Source organism: Halobacteriovorax sp. DPLXC-1 (genome assembly GCF_036903125.1).
In the GTDB taxonomy this organism is placed as follows: Bacteria; Bdellovibrionota; Bacteriovoracia; order Bacteriovoracales; family Bacteriovoracaceae; genus Halobacteriovorax_A; species Halobacteriovorax_A vibrionivorans.
The window spans coordinates 1,581,707-1,603,710 of the sequence record NZ_JAYMCO010000001.1; the positions used below are offsets into that span (position 1 = coordinate 1,581,707).

At 36.4% G+C, this 22,004-nt stretch carries 25 protein-coding genes; 18 read left to right on the forward strand and 7 right to left on the reverse strand.

Annotated features, from left to right (window positions below; all coding sequences use genetic code 11):
• Window positions 1–183: 183 nt before the first annotated feature.
• Entirely contained in the window at window positions 184–828 is a 645-nt protein-coding gene (gene fsa, locus VCM44_RS07605; protein WP_115363034.1) for a fructose-6-phosphate aldolase, read from the reverse strand.
• Between the two features lie 101 nt (window positions 829–929).
• Here fsa and VCM44_RS07610 point away from each other — a divergent pair, with 101 nt between their 5' ends.
• Window positions 930–1,760: a hypothetical protein gene (locus VCM44_RS07610; RefSeq protein WP_120404916.1), complete on the forward strand. Its 831-nt coding sequence runs from the start codon at window positions 930–932 to the stop codon at window positions 1,758–1,760.
• Here VCM44_RS07610 and VCM44_RS07615 read toward each other — a convergent pair.
• Window positions 1,757–2,731 (reverse strand): tyrosine-type recombinase/integrase, encoded by a 975-nt coding sequence (locus VCM44_RS07615; protein ID WP_115363030.1) that lies wholly within the window; start codon window positions 2,729–2,731, stop codon window positions 1,757–1,759. The genes VCM44_RS07610 and VCM44_RS07615 overlap by 4 nt on opposite strands.
• A 146-nt stretch (window positions 2,732–2,877) precedes the next feature.
• On the opposite strand from VCM44_RS07615, the gene rnc reads away from it, so the two are divergent.
• Genes rnc through VCM44_RS07630 form a run of 3 tightly spaced genes read left to right on the forward strand, consistent with a single transcriptional unit; the run spans window position 2,878 to window position 6,547 of the window.
• The gene (gene rnc, locus VCM44_RS07620; protein ID WP_334678450.1) at window positions 2,878–3,726 is read left to right on the forward strand and encodes a ribonuclease III; all 849 of its coding nucleotides are present in this window, start codon (window positions 2,878–2,880) and stop codon (window positions 3,724–3,726) included.
• 17 nt (window positions 3,727–3,743) lie between these two features.
• Window positions 3,744–4,718 carry a GTPase Era gene (gene era, locus VCM44_RS07625; RefSeq protein WP_334678451.1) on the forward strand — a complete coding sequence of 325 codons (975 nt, stop codon included), beginning with the start codon at window positions 3,744–3,746 and terminating at the stop codon, window positions 4,716–4,718.
• Between the two features lie 32 nt (window positions 4,719–4,750).
• Window positions 4,751–6,547, forward strand: a complete 1,797-nt coding sequence (locus tag VCM44_RS07630) for a GTPase (RefSeq protein ID WP_115363025.1) — start codon at window positions 4,751–4,753, stop codon at window positions 6,545–6,547.
• 8 nt (window positions 6,548–6,555) lie between these two features.
• Here VCM44_RS07630 and VCM44_RS07635 read toward each other — a convergent pair whose 3' ends face one another.
• The 4 genes from VCM44_RS07635 to VCM44_RS07650 form a co-directional block, all read right to left on the reverse strand.
• Window positions 6,556–7,386 carry an NAD(P)H-hydrate dehydratase gene (locus tag VCM44_RS07635; protein ID WP_334678452.1) on the reverse strand — a complete coding sequence of 277 codons (831 nt, stop codon included), beginning with the start codon at window positions 7,384–7,386 and terminating at the stop codon, window positions 6,556–6,558.
• Window positions 7,387–7,439: 53 nt separating this feature from the next.
• Window positions 7,440–7,814 (reverse strand): DoxX family protein, encoded by a 375-nt coding sequence (locus VCM44_RS07640; protein ID WP_115363021.1) that lies wholly within the window; start codon window positions 7,812–7,814, stop codon window positions 7,440–7,442.
• A 94-nt stretch (window positions 7,815–7,908) separates the two neighbouring features.
• The gene (locus VCM44_RS07645) at window positions 7,909–8,682 is read right to left on the reverse strand and encodes a hypothetical protein (RefSeq protein ID WP_334678453.1); all 774 of its coding nucleotides are present in this window, start codon (window positions 8,680–8,682) and stop codon (window positions 7,909–7,911) included.
• A 14-nt stretch (window positions 8,683–8,696) separates the two neighbouring features.
• Window positions 8,697–9,176, reverse strand: a complete 480-nt coding sequence (locus VCM44_RS07650) for a hypothetical protein (RefSeq protein WP_115363017.1) — start codon at window positions 9,174–9,176, stop codon at window positions 8,697–8,699.
• A 118-nt stretch (window positions 9,177–9,294) separates the two neighbouring features.
• Between VCM44_RS07650 and VCM44_RS07655 the strand changes: the two genes are divergently transcribed.
• The 9 genes from VCM44_RS07655 (at window position 9,295) to rplT (ending at window position 16,974) form a co-directional block, all read left to right on the forward strand.
• Window positions 9,295–9,957 (forward strand): tetratricopeptide repeat protein, encoded by a 663-nt coding sequence (locus VCM44_RS07655; protein WP_334678454.1) that lies wholly within the window; start codon window positions 9,295–9,297, stop codon window positions 9,955–9,957.
• Window positions 9,958–9,966: 9 nt separating this feature from the next.
• Complete coding sequence (locus VCM44_RS07660; protein WP_334678455.1) at window positions 9,967–11,097, forward strand: outer membrane protein assembly factor BamB family protein; 1,131 nt, start codon at window positions 9,967–9,969, stop codon at window positions 11,095–11,097.
• A gap of 88 nt (window positions 11,098–11,185) precedes the next feature.
• The gene (locus VCM44_RS07665) at window positions 11,186–12,247 is read left to right on the forward strand and encodes a guanosine monophosphate reductase (RefSeq protein WP_334678456.1); all 1,062 of its coding nucleotides are present in this window, start codon (window positions 11,186–11,188) and stop codon (window positions 12,245–12,247) included.
• 11 nt (window positions 12,248–12,258) lie between these two features.
• Window positions 12,259–14,043, forward strand: a complete 1,785-nt coding sequence (locus tag VCM44_RS07670) for a 1-acyl-sn-glycerol-3-phosphate acyltransferase (RefSeq protein ID WP_115363009.1) — start codon at window positions 12,259–12,261, stop codon at window positions 14,041–14,043.
• 14 nt (window positions 14,044–14,057) lie between these two features.
• Window positions 14,058–14,960: a cation diffusion facilitator family transporter gene (locus VCM44_RS07675; RefSeq protein ID WP_158536900.1), complete on the forward strand. Its 903-nt coding sequence runs from the start codon at window positions 14,058–14,060 to the stop codon at window positions 14,958–14,960.
• Complete coding sequence (locus VCM44_RS07680) at window positions 14,961–15,389, forward strand: hypothetical protein (protein WP_115363004.1); 429 nt, start codon at window positions 14,961–14,963, stop codon at window positions 15,387–15,389.
• Window positions 15,390–15,480: 91 nt separating this feature from the next.
• A complete protein-coding gene (gene infC, locus VCM44_RS07685; protein ID WP_255509247.1) occupies window positions 15,481–16,080 on the forward strand; it encodes a translation initiation factor IF-3 in 600 nt (199 codons plus the stop codon).
• A gap of 204 nt (window positions 16,081–16,284) precedes the next feature.
• A complete protein-coding gene (rpmI, locus tag VCM44_RS07690; RefSeq protein WP_115363003.1) occupies window positions 16,285–16,491 on the forward strand; it encodes a 50S ribosomal protein L35 in 207 nt (68 codons plus the stop codon).
• Window positions 16,492–16,629: 138 nt separating this feature from the next.
• On the forward strand, window positions 16,630–16,974 hold the full coding sequence (gene rplT, locus VCM44_RS07695; RefSeq protein WP_115363001.1) for a 50S ribosomal protein L20: 345 nt from the start codon (window positions 16,630–16,632) through the stop codon (window positions 16,972–16,974).
• A gap of 74 nt (window positions 16,975–17,048) precedes the next feature.
• Here the strand turns inward: rplT and VCM44_RS07700 are convergent, their stop codons facing one another.
• A complete protein-coding gene (locus tag VCM44_RS07700; RefSeq protein WP_334678457.1) occupies window positions 17,049–17,468 on the reverse strand; it encodes a secondary thiamine-phosphate synthase enzyme YjbQ in 420 nt (139 codons plus the stop codon).
• A gap of 47 nt (window positions 17,469–17,515) precedes the next feature.
• Here VCM44_RS07700 and cdaA point away from each other — a divergent pair, with 47 nt between their 5' ends.
• From cdaA to tsaE, 5 genes are all read left to right on the forward strand, one after another.
• Window positions 17,516–18,322, forward strand: coding sequence for a diadenylate cyclase CdaA (gene cdaA, locus VCM44_RS07705; RefSeq protein ID WP_115362997.1), 807 nt, complete (start codon window positions 17,516–17,518; stop codon window positions 18,320–18,322).
• Window positions 18,323–18,324: 2 nt separating this feature from the next.
• On the forward strand, window positions 18,325–19,257 hold the full coding sequence (locus VCM44_RS07710) for a CdaR family protein (protein WP_334678458.1): 933 nt from the start codon (window positions 18,325–18,327) through the stop codon (window positions 19,255–19,257).
• A 1-nt stretch (window position 19,258) separates the two neighbouring features.
• Entirely contained in the window at window positions 19,259–20,623 is a 1,365-nt protein-coding gene (glmM, locus tag VCM44_RS07715; RefSeq protein WP_115362993.1) for a phosphoglucosamine mutase, read from the forward strand.
• Window positions 20,623–21,387 carry a pyridoxine 5'-phosphate synthase gene (locus tag VCM44_RS07720; protein ID WP_115362991.1) on the forward strand — a complete coding sequence of 255 codons (765 nt, stop codon included), beginning with the start codon at window positions 20,623–20,625 and terminating at the stop codon, window positions 21,385–21,387. Before glmM ends, VCM44_RS07720 begins: the two co-directional genes overlap by 1 nt.
• Before the next feature lie 76 nt (window positions 21,388–21,463).
• Window positions 21,464–21,919 (forward strand): tRNA (adenosine(37)-N6)-threonylcarbamoyltransferase complex ATPase subunit type 1 TsaE, encoded by a 456-nt coding sequence (gene tsaE / locus VCM44_RS07725; protein WP_158536898.1) that lies wholly within the window; start codon window positions 21,464–21,466, stop codon window positions 21,917–21,919.
• Window positions 21,920–22,004 lie beyond the last annotated feature (85 nt).

The following is a 22,004-nucleotide window of genomic DNA, read 5'->3' on the forward strand; positions in this document are numbered from 1 at the left end:
CCTTGAAAATACATTTACAGGTACAAAGTTGAGCTTAAAGCTCGACTATGACGTGCTTTGCACCATTTTATACGATATCGGTATTTAAGATTTTAAATTTAGAAAAAATAAAGAAACGGGGACTGTAAGCCCCCGTTATTATATAGATATTATTGAATTAGTTAATAAGTCGCCTAATTGGTATTATTTTTGCGACTTCTCATAATCGGCCAAAAATTGTGCCAGTCCTTTATCTGTTAAAGGGTGGTTAAAAAGTGACTTGATTACTTTATATGGCATCGTTGCAACGTCTGCACCTACCATCGAGCAGTGCTTTACATGGTCTGCGTGACGTACAGATGCTGCTAGAACTTCTGTATCAAAACCGTAAACATCATACATATGACGGATCTCTTGAATAAGAGTCATACCATCTGCACCGATATCATCGAGACGGCCGATGAATGGAGAGATGTAAGTAGCACCATTTTTTGCTGCTAGTAATGCTTGGTTTGAGCTGAAACAAAGTGTTACGTTCGTTTTAATATCATTGTCACTAAACCACTTACAAGCAGCGATTCCAGCTTCTGTCAGTGGAAGTTTAATAACGACATTCTCGTGAATCTTTGCAAGTTCACTACCTTCTTTGATCATCCCTTCAGTATCTGTTGCAATAACTTCTGCTGAAATTGGTCCATCTACGATTTCGCAAATGTCTTTGATTACTTCTTCTTGAGTACGCCCAGTTTTGGCAATAATTGATGGGTTAGTCGTAACTCCGTCAATTAGGCCCCATTTTACTGCTTCTTTGATTTCTTCAATATCACCTGTATCGATAAAAAATTGCATTCTATTCTCCTAATAAATTTTCTAAAAATTTATCATGAGCACAGGTAATGGACAAGTTTTCTCCCCCTATTGTCTGCTTAGATTTGCGTTATAATGAACGTATGAGAAGATTTTTTCTATTCATTTCATTGAGCTTAATAACGCTGGTCTCTGTTGCAAATAGTGATGGCTTTATTATTAAAAGAGATGAGGTTAGAAATAAAGATATCAAAAATGATTATGATGCCTACGATAATTATATTAAGGATCATGGTTATGATACTTTCTACGATCCTAGCATTGATTATTCAAAGTTCTCTGGTCGAGTTACAGATAAGGACCCATCAAGTACTGTGTTTAAAATTCAAGTCGAATCAAAGAATGTTAAGTTCTTGAAGCCTTCTGATATTGTTTACTTCAATGTGGCGCGACGTATGGATGAAGATAAGTGCAAGGGCCACGTCAGAAATAGTGAAGATATGTATATTACAATCTACGCAAAAGACCTTGAGAATTGTTGGGGGCAAAACTCGACTTTAAGACGAGGAACAATTCTTGTTTTTGAAAGTGATAAGCTAGCATTGAGAATTAAGGAAGCTTCTCGTTACCGTTTAACATTGTTGGCGAAAAAAAGAGATTTCACATTTCAATTAAATGAAGTGAATAAATTTGTCTGGGGCTTTTCACAGAAACAAGTTGAGGTCGCTGCAGAATACGATAAGCAGATTCTTGAGTTACAACGAAAAAAAGATGAGGCCTTAAATTTACTTCTTTCTAAGAAGAACGATCAGGTCAGACTACAATCACAGCTAATCTATAGTTTGGATAAATTAGATAAAGATCTCGACTTCTATCGTATTGAAAAAGATGAGCTTTATACAGATCGTTGGCACCTCGATAAGGATACCGGCCTTCCTGTTTATGATAGGCCAGTTCCAATTAAGCAGCCTTAAATCAATTTATCTTCATTAAGTGCCAATTCAATAAATTGTTGATTATAGAAATGTGAGTCCATATGCTCTTTATAAAGTTTTAAAGAGTATGCTGGCGAGACACCAAGCCATTCCTTTATGGTTGTGTCATTAACCCCGTCGTGGAGCCAAGTAAAGACACAGGCCTGTCTTAAAGTCTTTGGTGTTATTTCAATCATAAGTCTAGAGCGCCAGTCTTCAAAGAGTAGCTCCATCCCACGTGCAGATAGCCCACCTGATAGAATCTTATGAGCGTTAGCATTAAAAAGTAAGTGGTCAAAAGAGACACCTTGGGCCTTTTTAACCTTCTCTAATAGCTCAACATATTCATAGAAAATACGGCCAAAGATACTTGGAAATGTGACGGTATAGGGGTCTCTTTTCTCATGTGTAATAATGGCCTTGATTTCATCGCGAAATGAGAAGCTTGCAACTTTTATTTTAGATAGTTCTGAGACCTTAAGGCCTCCTAGATAAACGGTTGCAAAGATGATTCCATTTCTCTTGGCCTTAAGTTTTTCAAGATCACTTTGAGCATTTCTTTGATCATTGAGTAATGTGTGCCAAAGACTTTTAATATGTGAAAACGAAGCTGGCCTTGGTATATCTAGAAACTTTGGAGAAGTAGGTATTTTTCGTACTGGATTGACGTTAAAGACACCTTCTTCTACTAGGTGATCAAAGAATATTCTAAGTGCCTGGACACGGCGTCTTCGTGAATTATCTGACTTATATTTTTCTTCTAAATACTTTCCGTATTCTTGAATCTCTGGAATTGAATACTTTTCAATATCCGTTTGTTTCTTATGTTCTGTTACGTATTGATTAAAGCAAGCAAGGTCAGTGCGATAGTTTTTCAGGGTATTATTTGAACGGCCCTTGGCCGCTATTTTCTTGAAAAATGCATCTTGCCACTTATCTAATTTCTTTTTATTGACTTCTGTTAGTTCCATAAACCACCCTAAGGACTTGTAACTACGTATATTACTGTAAGAGATTTTAACGAACCTGTTATTCTTTCACAAGTAGTAATCTTGCACTTGCAAATGATGGGCAGAAGCATTATAAATCGTTTAACAATTTAATATTAGGTGATTACATGCTTGAGACGACCTCACTCAACCCACAAGGGAAGAGTCCTACATTTGCACACGCATTTTATAGGCTAACTATTGCTGATTTTAAGCAATTAGGTGCTGGTAATGGCGTGTCTAAGCATGAAGTCACAGATCTATTTTTTGATCAATCCAATATTCAATCAATTTTCTTAGATAAATTCGACCTAAAATTTAATGACAATTCTCTTGTCATGAGGGCCTTTACTCATAGTTCATATGTTCATGAGGCCAAACTAGAGTTTAAAAGTTATGAGCGCCTAGAGTTCTATGGCGACTCTGTTCTTGGCTCATATGTGACAAAGAACCTTTTTTTAAATTTTGAAGATATGAATGAAGGGCAACTTTCAAAATTAAGAAGTGCACTTGTAAATGAAGATAGCCTAAGTTCATTAACTGACTTTTTAGGACTCTCTCAATTTCTAATCGTTGGAAAAGGTGAATTAGACCAAGAAGTAAATAAAGGGATTCGTTGTGATCTTTTTGAATCAATTCTTGGGGCCATTGCTATTGATCAAGGAAATGATAAAGCAAACTCTTATCTCGACCAGGTTATTGCGACTTATGAAAAGGAAAGTGGAGAGGTCTTCTTTAATGCTCAAAAACTTGTGGATTTTGATCCAAAGACAAAATTACAAGAGGAGACATTGGCACGATTTAAATGTCTACCTGAGTACCGCACAAAGGCCTTAAATAAAGGTCAAGAGTTTGAAATCGAACTTTATATAAATGGAGAGTTAATATCGAAATTAATCTCCAATAGTAAAAAATTAGGAACAAAAGAAATCGCAAAAGAATGTTTAGAAAATAATCTATTAGACAAAATTAAATAAGGACAACGGAGAAAATTATGTTATTGACTGATCAACACCCAGACAACAAATCCATTATGGCAGCAATCGTTGGTGCACCAAATGTAGGAAAGAGTTCACTTGTAAATTACTTACTAGGAATGGACCTTTCAATTGTAACGAGTAAACCACAAACAACACGTAATAAGTTTCACGCAGTTTTCACAGTTGATCATACTGAAGTTGTTCTAGTTGATACTCCAGGTCTACACACTTCAAGCCAGGAGCTTAATAAGCGTATTAATCAACAGGCCGTTGAAGGTGTTGATGGTGTTGATGTTAACTTACTTCTAATTGACCTAACAAAAGATATTCTTGAGCAAATCAAGGCCTTCAAAGATTTCATTGGTGGAAAAGAGAAAGAGTTATCGAAAACATGGCTTGTTTTCACTAAGTCTGACCGTGTTGAAAATGCTGAAAATATGCCACTTGATAAGGTATTTGATCAGGCAAAAGAAGTGATTCCAGCTCTTGAGAGATACTTTGTTATCTCAACTAAGTCCGGAGATAATGTACACCTTTTAACAGCAGCTCTTTGTGATAATGCTCAGCCAGGTTCACACTTATACCTTGATGGTGCTATCTCGAATAAGAACCAGAGATTCTTTGCTACTGAGTATATTCGTGAGCAGGCATTTGACCTTTTAAAGGATGAGCTACCATATGAGATGGCCGTCATTATTGATGAATATAAAGATTTTAAAGATAAGACAGGCGCTTTTACTTCTCACATCTCAGCTTCAATTCTTGTTAATCGTCCATCACAGCGAGCTATCGTTGTTGGTTCTAAAGGTTCGATGATCAAAGAAATTGGAACACGTGCTCGTAAGAAGATTGCAGCAATGACTGATGGTAAGGTTCACTTAAACCTACACGTGAAAGTATCACCAAAGTGGTTTAAGAATAACTTTGTTCTAGAAGAACTAGGACTTCCACGTGCAATTAACTCTGCCCGTGTATGGAAACAAAAATAATTATAAATAATAAACTTAAATAGGATTTTGAAATGCAAAAGCGTTCAATGATTATTTCATTAATTGGTAGGCCAAACGTTGGGAAAAGTTCCATCTTTAACCGCCTAATGAAAAAACAACATAAGGCCATTACTCACGATATGCCAGGTGTAACACGTGATCGCCACTATGGAATTACATCTTTTAATGATAAAGATGAAGACCGTCCATTAGATGCGATACTTGTTGATACTGGTGGGTTCTATCCAACTCAAGTTGATGAGAGTGGAAAGAATGATCAAGAAGTTAATGCTAATAAGTTCTTCAATATTATGACAGATCATGCTCATCAAGCGATTGAAGAATCTGATCTTGTTCTCTTTGTTGTCGATGTAAGAGAAGGTGTTCTTCCTTTTGATAAGACCATTGCTAATTATATTAGAAAGCAAAAGAAGAAGATGTGGCTTGTTGTTAACAAGTATGATTCTGAGTCTCAAAGTGGAGATGAGTATAGCTTCTATGAACTTGGTGTAAATGATGACGAAATGTTTGTTACTTCTGCCGCTCACGGTAGGGGAATGGAGACATTGCGTGAGAATATTCATGAGGAGATGATGCGTTTTGATGACTCTGCTGATGTTATGAATATCACAGCTCTTCAAAAAGGAGTAACTCCACGTGAGAATGTTGTAGCAAAACTTGCACTAATTGGTGCACCTAATGCTGGTAAATCAACTCTACTAAATCAACTTCTTGGAAGTGAACGTGCTCTAGTTTCTGATATTGCTGGAACTACAGTTGATCCAATTGATGGATACTTTGATATCTACCTTGGAGATGATGCTAGAAAGCTTGATCAAGCAAAAGAGCATTTTAAAAATGATAATCTTCTTCAATCTCAATACGAAGACTTTAAAAAGAATAATCCTGATCTCTATAACGAACTTGTTTCATCTTATGATGTTGAAGAAGAGTTAGATACTGATAGCTATGAGCTTGAAGGTCTTGAGGATGTAATGCTCGAGCAGGATGAGCAGCTGGATGAAACATCTGCTAATCGTATGGAAGCACAAGTTTTCGGTGAAGAAGCTACTGGTGAAGAAGTCGAGCAAGAATTAGTAGATGATGAGCAAGAAGTTTCTGAAGGAAGTTTCTGGCGCTCAATTCACATCGTAGACACTGCAGGGATTAGAAAGCAAAAGAAAATTGATGACTTTGTTGAGTCACAATCAGTTTATCGCTCACTAAGAAGTATTGCTGATAGTGATATTTGTATCTATATGATTGATGCAACAAAAGGTGTTTCACACCAAGATAAGCGTCTTCTTGATATCGCTATTGAAAAAGGTGCTTCTGTAATTGTTTGTCTAAATAAAGTTGATCTGATGGGTGATAAGTTTAGAGATCAAGAGTCACGTAAAGAATGGCTTCTTGATATTCGCGATAAACTTCCATGGCTTAATTATTGCGATATTATTCCAATCTCTGCAAAGCATAAGAGAGGTCTTAAGCGTCTTAAGAAGATTCTTACGAAAACGATTTTCATTAGAAGACAAAATATCGCAACAGGTGCGCTTAACCGTTTCGTATTTGAGCTTATTGAAAGACATCCTATTATCCTTAAAGGTTCTCGTGGTAAGAGATTCCGTGTTAAATACGCTTCTCAAATTAAAGCGAATCCACCAACGTTCTTATTTTACACAAATAAGTCACGTGGAATTCCTGAAAACTACCGACGCTACCTTAAAAACGGTTTAAGAGGGGCCTTCCCGCTTGATAATACGCCGATTCACCTGATCTTTAGAACAGGTACAGATCTTCAAAAGCGTATGAAAAAAGTTTCAAAATAAAATAGATATTAGCCAATGACCTCTTGAATATAAGGAAAGAGGTCAGAGGCTATACTTCCTCGTATTCCTCTTGTATTTTCTCTTAATAAGTCACTGGCCTTGCCATGTACCCAAGTACCAAGACAAGCTGCTTCAGTTAAGCTCAGGCCTTGTCCTAGGAAACTACCGATAATTCCTGCTAGAATATCTCCTGTCCCGGCCATTGCTAAGATGGAATTTCCTGTATCGTTTTCATAGATATCTTGATCATTTGCGATAAGAGAATGGTCTCCTTTTAAGACAACGCATTCACTTATTTGTAGAAGATTTTTAGCTGCTTCTTTTTTATCTTTTCTAATTTCTTCACTCGTGCAATTTAGAAGACGTGCGGCTTCGCCAAAATGAGGGGTGATTATTGCATTTTGATATCTTTGCTTTTCACTTCTTTGACATAGGTTCCAAAGAGCGTCAGCATCTAAAACTTTTGGTACCGTGAAATCTTCAATCATTGAACATATATGATTTGCCCATTCGTCTCTTCCAAGGCCAGGGCCAATAACGATAGCATCTGCTTTTTCTAGGATTGGTCTGGCCTGATTGATTCCAGAAGTTTGTGTGTCAAAACCTCGCACCATTAGCTCAGCTCTTGTTGAAACAATTGAAGAAACATTCTCTTGCCTTGTAAGGACTGTAACTAAACCTGAACCTGAGCGCAGAGCTGCTTGTGCACAGAGCTTGACTGCTCCTGCATAACCGACATTCCCACCGATAATTACAACGTGACCAAAACTGTACTTATTTGATTCTTTTGTGAAAGGTGGAAGCTTTTGTAAAAGTTCTCTTGAATCAATTTTTTTCATAATATGATCTTAGTATTTAATGAAAAAAAAAGCTCCCTTGTGGGAGCTTAAGATTATGCTTTAACTGAATATTTACCACCATTAGAGAAAAAGAGTCCGATGTATATAATTGCATACATTATGGCCTTTTCTTTTCCAGAGAATGGATCGCTTGCGTGAACGACAAAAGCCGCTACAAGCATAGTAATTGCTGAAATTGCAGCAAACCATCTCGTTTTAAATCCGATGATAATAAAAATCTGGCAAAACACTTCTGCAAATACTGTTGCCGAAAGTGCAAAAGGTGAGCCAAGTCCAATTGGATCTGGGAATTTTGTCATTAGAGTACTAAAGCCTGCAAGTTTTCCCCAACCATGCCCAAGTAGCATCGCTAGTCCAACTGTGATTCTAAGCCATAACCAACCTAAATCTGAGTTTAAACGATTCATAAATACATCCTTTTATTTTATGCAAATTAAGTTTGCTCTTTGCGATCATCATCGAGCTAAAGCTCAATGAGATTATTGTTTCTACTTTATTGCTCTACCAATTCCAAACATAATTAACTGTTAGTGAGTAGGCGAATCCCGTTAGGTCTGGTACCCCTGGGCCACCTTTAAATGATGCATATTTAATTGTACGTATATCTTGTAAGGCAACTGTGTGTACTAAGCCTTCAATGTTCACATATGACTCTTTTATTTTTATTGGAAATTCAAGTCCGCCACCTATTCCCAGTCCTGCGCCACCAAAGCTGTCTTCTGTTGTTCCGTCTGTAGTTTGAATCTTTTCTTGCTCATACCAATATTCAAATCTCGCTGTTATATAAGGATTTGAATAAGTTATGGCCGTGCCAAGGTTTGAAGTGTCGATATAGTAGCGGTAACCAAAGTACATGCGAAGCATAGATACATCAATTGATGCAGCTGATGTGATCCCCTGAGTTCTCTGTGTCAAACTAATATTGTGTTTTGAAAATGCAAAACCTATATTCCATGCCGATTGAAAGTCTGAGAAGTATTGAACTGTTAGGTTGAAAGTAGGAGGAAGATCCTCATACATCTTTCCACGATTGCCATCCCAAGTTGTGTAACCAATACCCATTGAGAATGAAAAGAAGCGTCCGTATTTGTAGTAACGTTCATCTTCATAGATTTGTTGTTCTTGTAGGTCTTCATTAAAATCTGAGAAAATATCGCCACCGATATTTAAGTCATCATCTGCACCGATCATCCCATCTTGTGCCTTTGTAAATTGTGGAGACACAATTGCAAAAAAGAAGACAAGAATGAAGGCCATGTATTTAGATATATGCATTCAATAATTCCAATTTAAAGATAAAAGTGAATACCTGCATTTAAGAAGTTTTCACCCATTGTCGTAACTTCAAAGTCATCCAGATTTTTGAAGCGTACGCCAAATTCAACGCTAAAGCCTAGGCTGTCAATTCCTTGTAGAGAAAACTCTGCTCCAAGTCCTACATCGCCTTGAAATCCTGATTCGCTATCTTGGCCAGGTACTTTTTGGTTGATCAATGTCGCGGCGCCAACCGTATAAAATGTGAGATACGGTTCATCAAAGATATTACGGTAAAGTCGAATTCCTCCGTGCCATCCACCGTCGTCAGCAGTGTTTACTCCAAAAATTGCTCCATATGAGAATGTCGAGCTTCTTTGGACCTTGATTGACAGAGAAGGGATAGAGTCAGAGATAGTATTTGAAAAACCAACTCCTAATCTTCCTACTCTTTCAATGGCAAAAGAGTTAAGTGAAATAAATAAGGTAATTATTAAAAATGAAATCCTTTTCATGGTGCGTAATAATCCTTTATGAAATTAATTAATTTAATTCTAACAATACTCATGTATTTTTGACAACTTTCAATGTTATTTATTAAAATGATAAAAATTTTTAACTAGAGGGTAATGGATGACAACACAAGTAGCGCCAAATGAAGGCCTAAATTCTGAATTAAATTCAACTGAGCTTGGTGCTTTTATCGCTAAGAATAAGGCATTGGTTATTGGATTAATCTTACTTATTATCGGTGCGACTGCAGGTTACGGTATTTTTTCATATGTTAAAAACCAACAAAATGAGAAAGCTGCCCAAACTCTTTATAGCTTTGAAACTGGAAGTTTAGAGAAGTTTAAAAAAGGTGAGATCGACTCTGCCGCAATGGTTTCTGAGCTAAAAACGATTCTTGGTGAGTTTGGTGATAGCTCTGCTGCTATTTCAACAACTTTATTGGCCGTAGATCACTTAACGAATAAAGGTCAAAATCAAGAAGCTTTTGAAATTATTAGTCTAATAAGCGCATCTAATTCATTACAATCATATTTTATCAATGTTCGAAAGGCAGTGATACAGCAAGATTTAAAAGACTATGATGGAGCAATTGTGACACTTAAAGAACTTAAAAGTAATGATCGTGCACTATCAATGGGTCGAATTGAACTTGAACTTGGACGTAGCTACCTTGCAAAAGGTGACACTGCTTCGGCCAAAGGACACTTTGAAAGAGTCCTTACTCTAACAACTGAAAATGTATATAAGTCGCTAGCTAAATATCACTTAAATACAATCAAATAAGCGGAATTTATGAAGTTATATCGTAATATTTTAGTGGTCATAACAATGGCCACTTTGCTTGCCTCTTGTTCAAGCATAAAAAAAGTAACAAGTAAGTTAGAAGGCAAGAAGCTTGAGGTGGACCCTCTAACTCTTACTTGGACTAAGAATCTAGAGCCAAGTTACGAGTCTGGAAATCTTCCGATTTCATTATCTTCACCACTAATTGCTGATGGAATTCTCTATGCTGCTGATGGCCGTGGTAATTTTAATGCTTATAATGTTGAAAATGGCCGCCTAATTTGGACACACAAGATTAAAGGGCAAATGACAAGTGCTCCAATTATTTTTGAAAATCTATTGATCTTTGGTGATGATACTGGACGTGTTTATGCAAGAGACCTCAATAAGGGCGAGCTCGCTTATGAGTTTGACCTAGATGGTGGAATCGATTCAACTCCTGTTACAGCAAATGGCCGATTATTCATTCATACTCGAAATCATAAATTATTTAGTATTGATGTTTATACTGGTCGCGTTATTTGGTCGTACAAGAGATCTGTTCCATACTACTCAACAGTGCAACGCGCTTCAACACCATTAATACTTGATGGACGCTTATACGCAGGTTTTGCTGATGGATACTTTGTCTGCTTCTCTCTTGAAGAAGGTCAAGTACTTTGGGAAAGAAGGCTAAGCCCTGGGCAGAAATTTGTTGATGTTGATATGCGACCTGTCATTTTTAATGAAAAGATCCTTGTTGGCTCAGTTGATGATCGTACAGAAGTGATCGTGCCGAAGTCTGGTGTTCTTTTTAAGAAATTGAACTTCCGTACAAACCGCGCAGGCCTAGAAATTGGTAACGGCCAAAATATGGTCTTTGGTAGCGTTAATGGTGAACTCATTTATATTGATAAACAATTTCAAGAATATAAGAGAGTGAAGCTTTCAGATGAAGCAGTGTCGTCTCTCGCTCCTTGGAAGGGTGGCGTTGTTGTCACAACAGTTGGTAAAACTGCTTTTTTCATCGACTCTAATGGAATGATCAAACAAGAGTTTGACTTAGGTTCTGCCTACTCGGCCGTATTTGGTCACATGAGCTATGACGATGAGTTTTTAGCTTTTATTTCATCACGTTATCGTCTTTATACTTTCAGATAAAACCTAAAATTCCCTTGTGTGTGTCTTTTCGACAATGATATTATGACGTTGAAATTACACACACGGGATTGTTATTTTAGGGGAGAGTATGGATTTAACATTCAAAGCAAATGGTATTTTAAGTCGTGGAAAAGGTTTAACTTTTGATGACGTTTTATTAATTCCTAGGTATTCAGAGATTTCTTCTCGAAGACACACGAATTTAAAAACAAAAATTACTAAGAACCATTCAATTGATATTCCAATTATTGCTGCAAATATGGATACAGTTACAGGACCAGAGATGGCAATGGAGATGGGACGTCTAGGTGGCGTTGGTATTCTTCATCGTTTCATGTCTCCAGAGCAACAAGTTGAAGATGTAAAAGCAATTCAAAAATATTTCAAAGAACATTCTATCTCTCTTCCTATCGCAGCTTCAGTTGGTGTTAAGGATGAGGGAAAAAAGAGAGCAGACCTACTTGCTGAATTAGGAGTAGAAATTCTAACTGTTGATATCGCTCATGGTGATTCAATTATGATGATGGAAGTTCTCGAGTATATTAAGAAAAATTATCCATCAATTGATGTTATTGCAGGTAATGTTGCAACACCAGATGGTGTAAAGCGTATGATTGATAAAGGTGCTGATGCTGTTAAAGTTGGTATCGGTCCTGGAAGTATGTGTACAACACGTATCATTACAGGTCATGGAGTTCCACAATTAACAGCTGTTGCAATGTGTGTTGCAGAAGCACAGAAAGCAGGGATCCCTGTTATCGCAGATGGTGGACTTAAGAACTCTGGTGACATGGTAAAAGCATTATGTGCTGGAGCTAATTCATGTATGGCCGGATCACTTCTCTCAGGAGCATTAGAAACTCCAGGTGAAGTTAAGGGTGGAATGAAAGAATATCGTGGAATGGCTTCAAAGGCCGCTCAAGTTTCTTGGCGTGGGGAGCTTCCAAAAGGTATGGCCGCAGAAGGTGTTGATACAATGATTCCTTGTAAAGGGCCAGTTGAGAATATTATCAACGAACTTACAGGTGGTATTCGCTCAGGGATGACTTATCTTGGAGTTGATCAACTTGATCAAATGAGCGAAGCCGGATTATTTATGGAAATGTCATCTTCTGGTATGGCAGAGAGTAAACCACACGGAAAACAATAAAAGGCCGCTCTATGCAAACTGATATCCTAGATGACTTATTAAGTTATCCTAAGATCGTAAAACGCATCAGTGATAGTAAAGATCCTGAAGCGACTAGGAAGAAAGTAATTGCAAACTTTAAAGAAATGCGTGCAATTAACTCACCTTCATATATGAAGTCGATGGAAAAGTTCTTTGATGCTACTTTACCAAGACTTTATGATGGTATCAGTTACAAAGAAAATGACACTGATCTTCGAGCTTTGCTTGAAAAAGACAGTGTCGTTCTCGTTCCAAATCACCAATCACATGCCGATTATATTGCTATTAATTACAAATTCTTTAAAGAATACAAACGTATGCTCTATGTTGCCGGTGGTGATAACTTAAATATATTTCCAATTGGTAAAATATTTAGAAAATCTGGATGTTTCTTTATCAGAAGAAGCTTTCAAAACGACATTCTCTATAAATTTACAATGGAAGCCTACCTCTTTGCCCTATTAAAAAGGAAAGAGCCCATTGAATTCTTCTTTGAAGGTGGGCGTACTCGCTCTGGAAAACTTAGGCCACCAAAATACGGCCTATACCAAATGCTACTAGAGGCACATTCACATCTTCCAAATGCAAAAGAGAGAGGATTAGCATTTGTTCCTGTAAGTATTGCTCATGAGTATGTTCCAGAGCAAAAAGCACTTGCAAAAGAGATGATGGGTGGAAAGAAGAAGAAAGAGTCGACAGGACAACTCTTTGGCCTTCTAAAACTTATGGCCTATCAATTTGGTAAAATACATATCAATCTTGGTAAGCCTCAATATGCATATAAATTAGATGATCCAGATGAGAATAAGAAGCATGTAAGAGACCTTGCATTTAAATGTTTTAGAAGTGTTGGTGATCAAATGGTTATCACGCCGACTAACTTACTTGTTCTTATTCTTCTTGATGAGCCAACAGGTGCTCTTAAGTGGACAGATATCATATTAAAAGCTCAGGCAATTTTAGAATATTGTAAGTCATATGATATTCCTTTTACTGATGGTCTAAAAGACTCTCTATTAGAAGACTCTATTGGCCGTGCAATGGACATCCTTATTGGCAATAATAAGGTTGATGTTATTGGGCAAAAAGAAGTTGGATCTTCTCTATTTTATTCAATTAAGAAGGACTCAAGAGGAGAGCTTCTCTTTTTCAAAAATACAATAGTTCATCACTTCATTATACCTTGGACCATATCACTTGCTTGGTTTAATGTTTTTAGTGGTGAGATAGAAAATGCCGATTGTTTAAAACAATTCTTCATTAAGCAAAGAAGCTTATTGAAGATGGAGTTTTATTTACCAACTGTAAAACAATACTATTCAAAGACTCTTAAGATACTAAGTAATGTTGTGGGAAGAGATATTGCTAATTTAAACGAGGCCATTGAGTTCACTAATAAAGATCTCTATGAAGTCGCTTCCAAATTAAGTATCTTTGCTCGCTCTCTTACTTATATAAACGAAGCATACTTTGTATCGGCCTTGACGTTAGAAAGTTTTCAAAAGAATAATGTCTCTTTTAAGACGGCCGATTATATGAAGCGATTTGCGGATGTTTATAATGCAGAAATTCAAACTCAAAGAGTCATCCGTTTTCCAGAAAGCCAAAATGTTGAATTAATGAAAACTGCTTTGCAGTATTTTGAACAAGTCGGTGTTTTAGGTTACGAAGACAATTCTTACTACGTAGCAGATAGAGATAAACTCGCTGATTTTATCGAGTCTACTGAGAAGATTCTATTAGACCAACTCAAACTTAATTTTAAAGTGGTATAACTAAAAGGTTGCCTTTGAAGACTGAATTACTATCAAGAGAAAGTGCGATAAAGAAAGTTTTACTAATAACTTTCTTCCTAAATATTGCAGTCGCTTTAATTAAGCTCTTTGCTGGTATTCAATTTGATTTTCTCTCTCTTAGATCTTCTGGGATTGAGTCACTTTTTGATGGCTCTTCAAATATCTTAGGTTTAATCACCATAGCTATCGCTGCAAAGCCAAGTGATCGTAGACATAATTACGGCCATTATAAATTTGAAAACCTTGGAGCACTAATTATTGCTCTAATGTTATTTGGTTCTTCAATTAAATTAGGTATTGATTATCACGACTTTGTTTTTTCAGGGGAGCAGACCAGAGGTTTATTTGGGGCCATCCCAATATTATCAATACTCATCTCAATTGCAGTAAGTGCATTTGTATCAAGTTATGAAGGTCGAAAAGGGCGTGAGTTAAATTCTAAGATTTTAATTGCAGATAGCGGGCACACGTTCGGTGATATGGTCATTAGTATTGGTGTTCTTATCTCAATAGTTTGTGCTAAGTTTGAAATCTTTATCGTCGATTATATTGTTGGTGGACTTATTATCTTCTACCTCTTTTATCTAGCGATTCAAATTACATTAGATAATTTAAATGATCTTCTTGATGTATCACCAGTTATTAAGGACCGTTATCTAAAAGCATTAGAGGATATGCAATATGTCCGTGATATACATGAGTTTAGAGCGCGTGGAAATACGACATGGATGCAAATAGACTTTCATCTTCTACTTGATCCTAAGCTCTCATTAACAAAGGCCCATGAAATTTCACATGAGGTTGAAGATCGCTTAAGATCACTACTTAAGGATTATTGTCGCGATATTGATATTTTAATCCATATTGAACCAGATGATGAGACTCACGAGGACTAAATGGATTTAGGTAAAGATAAAAATATTAGAAAAATTGGAAATATTCGATTGGTTCACGGGGCCACTCATAAAGAATTAGGCCGCATTTTCTCTGAAGCGGCCCATTTAATGTCTGAAATTGTCCATGGCAATCTCATTCATTTCAAATACGATGAACTCTATCTTCTCGTTAGTAGGGATGAAGAGCAGGACTTAGAGTATATTGTAGGGATTCCTATTATAGGTAATATACAGAATAAGAATCTTATAACTAAGGATCTAAATTCTGGAGATATTGAAAGCGTAGAGATTGGCCTAGAAAAGTTAAGAGAATATAAGAAGATTTCTGAGTTATTTAATGATTTAGGTATAGATGAGGACTATTTTTTACGAATATCTTCACATGAAGGGGATTATCAGGTTTTTTATGAGAAATATCTCCTTCATTAATGTATACTCGAGGAATATTTTTTGTTATGTTTGCAATCACAATTGTAAACTATTAGAATTGTATATGATCAATTCTTGATATTTATTTATTATGAGACCAACCGCTAATAATTGGTCTTATTTCCGGAGGTGTTTTATTAGCAACAATTTTAAAGGTGGAAGGGGTAGAAGAAAAGAGAGAGGCCCTAGAACGAATGACCAAATCAGAATTCCAGAATGTCGTCTAATGAGTGATGAAGAACAGTATGGAGTCGTTTCTATTGATAAGGCACGTGAAATTGCTGAAGAACTTGGCGTTGATCTCATCGAGATCGCACCAACAGCTAAGCCACCTGTTGTAAAGCTAATGGACTACGGTAAGTTTAAGTACGAACAACAGAAAAAAGCTGCTGAAGCAAAGAAGAAGCAAGCTAAGGTTCAACTTAAAGAAATTCAGCTGCGTCCAAATATTGAAGCACATGATCTTGAAACTAAGCTTAAGAAGGCCTACAAATTCCTTGAAAATGGCGATAAAGTAAAATTTGTTATGCAATTTCGTGGACGTGAAATGGCCTATAAAGATATGGGGAAAGAGAAGTTTGAGTCGATTCTTGCAGGAGTTTGCGAAGAAGCCTCAGCTGCTATTGAGTCTCCAATTAAGATGATGGGGAATCGTATTATTACAATCGTTGCCCCTGTTAAAAAGAAATAACTCTTTTTTCATATGTAAGTGCCTGATTTTACGTCAGGCACTCTTTCTCATATACTTCCTAAGTACCTGATATTTTTTTACTAAAAGATGATTATCCTTTGCATTAAGTGTGCAAACCTGCTACAAATATGCACTTATAGTTTTGTTATATTTTGTTGAATTCTCGATCTGTGTTTTAACACAGAAAAATTTAAGGAGTATTTAATGCCAAAAATGAAAACAAGAAGAGCTGCTGCTAAAAGATTTAAGCCAGTAGGTAACGGTAAGTTCAAAAGAAAAAGAGCAAACCTAAGACACATTCTTGAAAAGAAACCAACTGATGCGAAGAAAAGAGCTGGTAAAACAGATTACGTTCACGCTTCAGATACTGGTCGTGTAAAAAGAATGTTACCTTACGCTGCAAAAAACTAAGCGCAAGCAATTCAAAAATTAAGTTGGTCGAAACTATAAATCGACAAAACAATTTGTTTTTTTAACCTGATTTTTGGGAAGTACAAGAGTTGACGATTAATGAGTTAACCCCCAAACGTCAAAAAAATGGAGTAAATTATGTCTAGAGTTAGAAGAGGTTTTAAAGCAAGAGCGAGAAGAAACAAGGTTCTTAAATTAGCGAAAGGTTTTCACTTTTCAAGAAGAACTAAGTACTATCACGCTTCTGAAACAGTAAAAAGAGCATTACACTACAGATATATCGGTAGAAGGCTTCTTAAAAGAGATATGAGAAAGCTTTGGATCGTTAGAATTTCTGCAGCTGCTAAGCTTCTTGGTACTTCTTATTCAAAGTTCATGGGACAGCTTAAGAAGAACAATGTTGAAATCAACAGAAAGATGCTTGCGGAAATCGCTGCTAGAGACTTTGAAGGATTTAAAGCAATCTACGAATCAACAAAGTAATTCATTAAACTATTGATTTAATAAAATAAAAAACAAAACTATATAACAGGGCCTCTTTATGAGGCCTTTGTTATTTATCCCTCTATAAATTTCACTTTTACTTTTCTTTCTTGCTTGTGATCTCGAAACTCACAAAGATAAATTCCCGACCATCTGCCAATATCAAATTCTCCATCTTCAATAATTAGGGTCAGTCCTGTTTGCATAAGAATAGACTTCATGTGTGAAGGTGAGTCATCTGGGCCTTCTGCCGTATGTGTGATGAAGTTTAAGTCTCTTGGAACAAGATGTTTTAAGAAGTTTTCCATATCTTCTTTTGCACTTGGATCAAATGCTTCGTTAACACATAGTGCCGCGCTAGTATGTTGAATTTGTAAAACAAGGATTCCATCACGTTCTTGTGGGTTAAGTTCTTTTGCGCAGTGACGAATTTCTTTTGTAATATTATAAAAGCCTTCCCCTGATGTGTTTACTATCTGCGTTTTTATAGGCATCATTAAACTCCAAACATTTAATATTATTAATAATAAAAGAATTATATATGACTTTATTCTCCACGCTATTAAAGCAGCTCAGTATAAAAGACTTTTTCGATATGGGAATTGTCGCTTTTATGATCTATCAAGTATTAAAGATTGTAAAAGGTACCAGAGCAATTCAAGTATTATTGGGGATGGTTTTTTTGGCCATTCTTTACTTCTTAGGAATTAACTATAATCTCTACACTGTTAATTGGATTTTAGAACACTTTTTTGATTATATTTTCATCATTTTCATCGTTATCTTTCAAGATCAATTAAGAGCAGCACTTGCGACTGTTGGTACTGGACGTAAGATGTTTAACTTCTTCGATCGTTCTCCTGTTAATTACGACCTTGAAGAAGTTATAAAAAGTGTTACGGCATTATCAAAAGAGAGAACTGGTGCACTAATTGTTGTTGAAAGAAAAAATGGACTACAAAATTATATCGACACTGGAACTGTCTTAGATGCTCAGGTTCACTCTGATTTAATTTATTCAATTTTCCAAACGATTTCTCCACTTCATGATGGAGCAATCATTTTACGTGCTGGAAAGATTCTGGCCGCTGGATGTTTTCTTCCTCTATCTAAGAATATTGAAATTGACCGCCACTTTGGTACACGCCACAGGGCCGCTCTTGGTATCTCAGAAGTTTCAGATGCTATTGTAATTATCGTTAGTGAAGAGACTGGAAAAATCAAACTTTGCTATAATGGAGAGTTCTTATATTGTCATAACGAAAACGAATTACGTGTACTTCTTAAGAAAGCTTGGTCAGGTAAAAGGCTTGATTCACAAACTCATCTTACAGGACAGGGAGTTTAGAGATGTTACGTAAAATTGAAAATAGTCGACTATTTGAGTTCTTACAAAACCAATTTCTTATCCTAACAAGTTTAGCGCTGGCCGTTTTTCTATGGTTCTACGTTGTAAACTCTGAGCCAATTGAAACTGAGAGGATCTATAATCTAAGTGTGCTTCCTGCAACAAGTGTTGATGTTACATCTGTTTCTGCAAAAGAGATTCATGTCAAACTAAAAGGTGCAAGGGCCTTTTTAAAGGACTTTCATGGTGATGATCATTTAAAGTTTCAAATTGATTTGAAGAAATTGAAGGTAAAGCGCAATACTAAAAGAATAAAGTATACGATTAAGGATAGTGATCTGGTTGTCCCTTTTGGTGTTGAAGTTGTAGAAATTTCTCCAAAATATGTAACCATAAACCTTGATAAACTCATTTATAAGAATGTCCCAGTAAAATTAAATTATACAAATAATCTCCCGAAGGACTTAAAACTTATTTCGGCCGATGTAGAGCCTTCTAAAGTTAGAATTGAAGGAGCAAGAGATATTATGCGAGGAGTAGGGCTTGTTAAAACTCGTATGATTGATCTATCTGAGTACACTGGACAAGGTGAGGCCCAAGTTGAACTTGAAGAGCTGCCAGACTTCTTAAGATACGGGGAAAAGAATATCGTAAAGTTTAAATATGATATTAGGCCGCAAAAAGCCAATTTAACATTAAAGAATATTCCTATTCTCTTTGTCGCACCTAATATTAAATTTCGCTCTCGAGTGAGAAAAGTTTCCCTAGATGTATTAAAGACAGGAAATGATAAAATTAAAGAAAGTGATATAAAGATTTATGCAGATATTCCTGCAGATATGGGCAAAAGTGCAAATATTCGTTTAAGGGCAGAGCTCCCTGATGATGTGCACTTATTAAAAATACACCCAGAAGTAATAAAAGTGAGTCGTTAAAATGAGTGAAAGAAAATTATTTGGAACAGATGGAATTAGAGGAAAAGCTAATATTTACCCAATGGTTCCTGAGATCGCAACGGCACTAGGCCGTGCAGTAACATTTTATTTTCAAAAGAAAAATGAAAATAAGAAAGCACCTCTAATCATTATCGGAAAAGATACTCGTTTAAGCTGCTATATGATTGAACAAGCTTTCTCTGCTGGAGTACTTTCTCAAGGTGGACGAGTTATTTTTACGGGACCTCTTCCAACTCCTGGCGTGGCTTTTGTTACAACTTCCATGAGAGCAGATGCTGGAATTATGATCTCGGCCTCTCATAATGACTTTGATGATAATGGAATTAAAATATTTGATGCTCATGGTTTTAAGCTTCCTGATGAAGTTGAGCTTGAGCTTGAAGAACTAGTATTAAATCCTAAGCTTATCCCGCCAAAGGTTGGTGGTGAAATTGGCCGTGCTAAGAGGTTAGAAGGTGTTGAAGGACGATACGTTGTTCACGTGAAATCAGCAATTGCTGAAGAATGTGACCTTACTGGAATGAGAGTCGTTGTAGATAGTGCCAATGGTGCTAGTTATAAAGTCGCTCCTCTTGTTATGAGTGAGCTTGGTGCAGAAGTTTTTTCAATTGGAGTAAATCCAAACGGTGAAAATATTAATTTAAATTGTGGAAGTCTTCATCCTTCAGAGGCTGCAAATGAAGTTGTAAAGCTTCGTGCTGACATTGGCTTCTGTCTTGATGGTGATGCTGATCGTATTCAGGTGATTGATAAGAACGGTGGACTAATTGATGGTGACCGATTAATTGGAATTTTTGCTAAGTTACTTCTTGATCAAGGTAAACTTAAAAAGGGAGACACTGTTGTTGGTACAATAATGTCGAACTTAGGACTTGAGAATTATCTGAAGAAACTTGGCCTTAACTTTCATCGCACTAAAGTTGGTGATCGCTATATCATGGAATATATGAAGAGCGAAAATGCCCTTTTAGGTGGTGAGCCTTCTGGTCATATCATCTTCCTAGAGCATGCAACGACAGGGGATGGAACACTTGCTGCACTTAAGGCCATTGAAGCAACTTTCTACTTTAAGAAATCAATCAATGAACTTTCTGAAGAAATTGAATTATATCCTCAAATCCTTAAGAATGTTTCAGTTTCTCAAAAGAAAAGCATTGAAGAGATGCCTGGCTTTGAAAAAGAATTAAGAGCTTGTGAGGAAGAGCTTGGAAATGAAGGGCGTGTTATTTTCCGTTATTCAGGAACAGAGCCTCTTGCTCGAGTTATGGTTGAAGGAAAGAGCAGTGCTCTAATTGAAGCGGTATGTGATCGTCTGGTTGCCGCTCTTAAAAAGGAAATAGCGTAATGAGTACAAAGAATATAGCTAGATTAGGTGTTAATATTGATCATGTTGCAACGTTAAGACAACAACGCGATGAAGGTTATCCAAGCGTTGCCGATGCAGCTGCTCATGTATTAAAGGCCGGTGCGGATCAAATTACAATCCACCTAAGAGAAGATCGAAGACATATTCAAGATACTGACTTAACAAGTGTTATGGCCGTAACAAAACGCTATGAAAAACCACTTAATCTAGAAATAGGATGTGCCAAAGAGATTGTTGAGATAGCAGCAGACTTTAGGCCAGAGTGGATTTGTCTTGTTCCTGAAAAAAGGGAAGAGAAGACAACTGAAGGTGGTCTTGATCTATTGAGTGATAACTTTTCTAAGGTACAAGATTCAATGAATTATCTTCGCGAAAAGACACCAAATACGAAAATTTCACTCTTTGTAGAAGCTGATACTAAAGTAATGCAAAGATGTATTGACTTGAAGGCTGATGCTGTAGAAATTCACACAGGTGCTTATGCAATCGACTTTTTAAAAGAAGGCGACTTAAATCCTCATTTAGAAAAATATGTTCAATGCTTCAATTATCTTAAAGATAGTGGGGTTTCCTTCCATGCTGGTCATGGCCTTACGATGGAGAGTGTAAAACCTTTATTAGAGCAGGGTTTATTTGTTGAATATAATATTGGTCACTGGATTGTATCTCAGGCCGTCTTTAGCGGAATAGCTAATGTAACTTCTGATATGCTTAATTTGTTTAGAAACCATCCAATTAAGTAAGGAATGCTTTTCCTTTCGTTGCTTTAAAAATTTTAATCGTTGAAAATATTCTTAAATGAATTTTAAGGAGAAACCGTTGTTTGACTACAAAGACGTTAGACATTGGAAGAAAGTTTACCAAAGCGATATTTCAAATATTATTGTCGAATTAAAAGAATCATTAAAAGAGCCAGCAATCGTTGTTTTAAATGGGCCAGTTGGTGCAGGTAAGACAACTTTTACAAATATTTTTCTTGGTGAAGATAATTCTGGATCTCCAACATATTCTCTAATCAATGATTGCGGAGAAGTTGTCCATGCTGACTTCTATCGTCTTGAAACAGCAGAAGAGATCATGCATTTAGAACTTCCTATGTACTTAGAAGAGAAGAAGTACTTTCTAGTAGAATGGGGAAAAGACTATATTCGTGATATTTATCGTGAACTCTCAGATGATTTCCATTATTTTCAATTAGACATTGAAAGCAATGAAGTTAAAGATGGACACGATGAAGCCTCAAGAAACTACTTTCTGAAAAAAATTATTTTTTAACATCTTCTAACAAGTGGGCAGAAATAACCGAGTAAGTCTGTTTTTAAATAGATTTACTTGCCTCTTTTCCACCTTCAAGTGTCTG